Genomic DNA, 2263 nt, shown 5'->3' on the forward strand with positions numbered 1-2263 from the left:
TCATCAGAAAAGATACATTACATAAATTGACAACTTACTTAGCCAAAAACCACGGCACGATTGTCATAGAAGACTTAAATGTATCAGGAATGATGGCAAATCACAAGCTAGCGGCATCTGTTGCCGATATGGGTTTTTATGAATTCAGAAGACAGTTAGAGTACAAGTGTGAGTTATACGGTTCTGAGCTAATCATTGTTGATAGATGGTTTCCTAGTTCTAAAACCTGTAGCAGGTGTGGAACTGTTAAAGAGTATCTGTTTTTATCAGAGCGTGTTTTCAATTGCGAACACTGCAATTTTCGCTGTGATCGAGACTTAAATGCAGCGTTAAATTTAGCTATGGCGGTCAGTTCGACCGTAACAGCTTGTGGACTGGATAACGCCGACGTTGCCAGAATGAAGCAAGAATAGAACAGATAATCATAGATTTATATAGATTATCATAGGTTTCTAAGAACGGTTTTACCTGAACCTTCTTTATTTCTAACTCAAGCAGGTGAAATTCTAGCCCTGAATAAGCTAGCAGCTTCGTGATTTTGCTCGAAAATCAAGCAGTTGCGAGGACAAATTCTTTGTGAACTTGTCATCGATTCTGAGGAGACTGTGACTAAATATTTGCAAGCTTGTTCAAAAAGTCGGAAAATGGTTCTAGGCTCGTTAACAATTCGCACATTTGATGAAGAGAAAATTGTTTGTCGTTAATAAAGAGCAAATTTATTTTCTGGAGAGGTCTAATAATTAATAATTATTAATTAGGGTTTGCCAAATTAAAGATAAAAGCATTTATAGATCAAGGTTTCAGGATTTTTGGTTATGAAAAAAGTACAAGGTTTTCGTTCTAAAAAGCTGAAAAAGTTAGGATTTTGGGTTGACGCTCTGCAGAAAAATCAAGGGATAATTATTCTGACTACTTCCCCATTACTCCTGACTCCTGACTCCTGACTCCTGACTCCTACCCTCACTCATAAGACTTTTTCAGCAAGCCCTAATTATTCGGTAAAAATTAAATTTTTTTTTACTTTTGACCAGAAAATACTACTACCAAAAATACTAATAATTGCACCACAACAATACTAGGACCTGAAGGCAAATTAAAAGTACCAGATAATACCATTCCTATCACTCCACTCATAGCACCAATTAGTGCAGAAACTCCTAAAAATGGTACAAATTCATTACAAATTAACTTCGCTGTAGCTGCTGGAATTACTAAAAAAGCATTCACCAATAAAATACCAACTGCTCTAATAGTAAGAGCGATCGCCAAGGACAAAATAATCATAAATATGTATTGATATCTCTGTACGGGAATTCCCTGAATTTGTGCTAACTCGGTATTCAAAGTTAATAAGATTTGTTTTGGTAAAGTTAGCCCTAACCAACCCAAAGATACAGTCAATAAAATCGCCAGAAAAACCAAATCTAAATTACTAATTGCCAGAATATCACCAAACAATATAGACAATAAATTACCACGATATCCAGGTACAAAATTAAATCCAATTGTTCCCAATGCAACTGAAGCAGCGACCGTGATACTTAAAATCGTATCTGCACCTAAATTAGTTCTTTCAATTAAATAATTTATTCCTAATCCAAATAATAGCAAAAACCCAATTAAAGCCATCATTGGAGGTAACTGTAATAAAGCACCTAACACTACAGCTAAAAAAGCAGTATGACCTAAAGACTCTCCAAATAAAGATAACTGGCGTAAAATCACAAATCCACCGAGAATACCCCCCAAAATTCCTAATAGAATACCGCCAATAATTGCTCGTTGCATAAAAGGCAGGCTAAATAAACTAATCGATTCTGAAAAATTCATATTAATAAGTAAGAAGTATAAGAAGTAAGACTAAAAATTATAGATTTGATTAATCAAATATTGATCGAAAAAAAATTATCTTTCCAGTCAATATTGATGTAATAATTTCCTGTGGTTAATTGCTAATAACTGAATGCTTATCATATCTCTCAAAAATCGTTCTAATACCAATTTAAAAAATCTCTACTAAAAATAGCCTGGCTATTTCACTGAATTCATAATTTAGAATTCAGAATGGCAGATTTGATAGACTAAAAACTTTGACACTCACAACAGTTTCAGGCAATTATTTGACATTTAAAGTTTGAAACTATTTGTGACATCCTTAAAGTGAATTGGTATCAGTTATAGAGATAAACGGCTATTTTCCCTACAAGTGATATTCGATAAAAAGTCAAAGCTTTAATTTTAGAGTACTATGTGAAAACCTAGA

3 protein-coding genes are annotated in these 2263 nt (G+C 33.7%); 2 read left to right on the top strand and 1 reads right to left on the bottom strand.

The features are described 5' to 3' along the window. On the top strand, positions 1-413 hold a 413-nt coding region (locus F6K22_RS39120), incomplete at its 5' end, for an RNA-guided endonuclease InsQ/TnpB family protein (RefSeq protein ID WP_293110359.1). 402 nt (positions 414-815) lie between these two features. Next, positions 816-944: a hypothetical protein gene (locus F6K22_RS39125; RefSeq protein ID WP_293110361.1), complete on the top strand. Its 129-nt coding sequence runs from the start codon at positions 816-818 to the stop codon at positions 942-944. A gap of 73 nt (positions 945-1017) precedes the next feature. On the opposite strand, the gene F6K22_RS39130 is transcribed toward F6K22_RS39125, so the two are convergent. Further along, positions 1018-1830: a metal ABC transporter permease gene (locus tag F6K22_RS39130; RefSeq protein WP_293110363.1), complete on the bottom strand. Its 813-nt coding sequence runs from the start codon at positions 1828-1830 to the stop codon at positions 1018-1020. Positions 1831-2263 lie beyond the last annotated feature (433 nt).

Origin of the sequence: Okeania sp. SIO2F4 (assembly GCF_010672385.1) — a bacterium.
Classification (GTDB): domain Bacteria; phylum Cyanobacteriota; class Cyanobacteriia; order Cyanobacteriales; family Microcoleaceae; genus Trichodesmium.

Bases quoted from the DNA above. Each gene is read 5' to 3' on its own strand.
- F6K22_RS39125 (WP_293110361.1), top strand. From the start codon at position 816: ATGAAAAAAGTACAAGGTTTTCGTTCTAAAAAGCTGAAAAAGTTAGGA.
- F6K22_RS39130 (WP_293110363.1), bottom strand. From the start codon at position 1,830: ATGAATTTTTCAGAATCGATTAGTTTATTTAGCCTGCCTTTTATGCAA.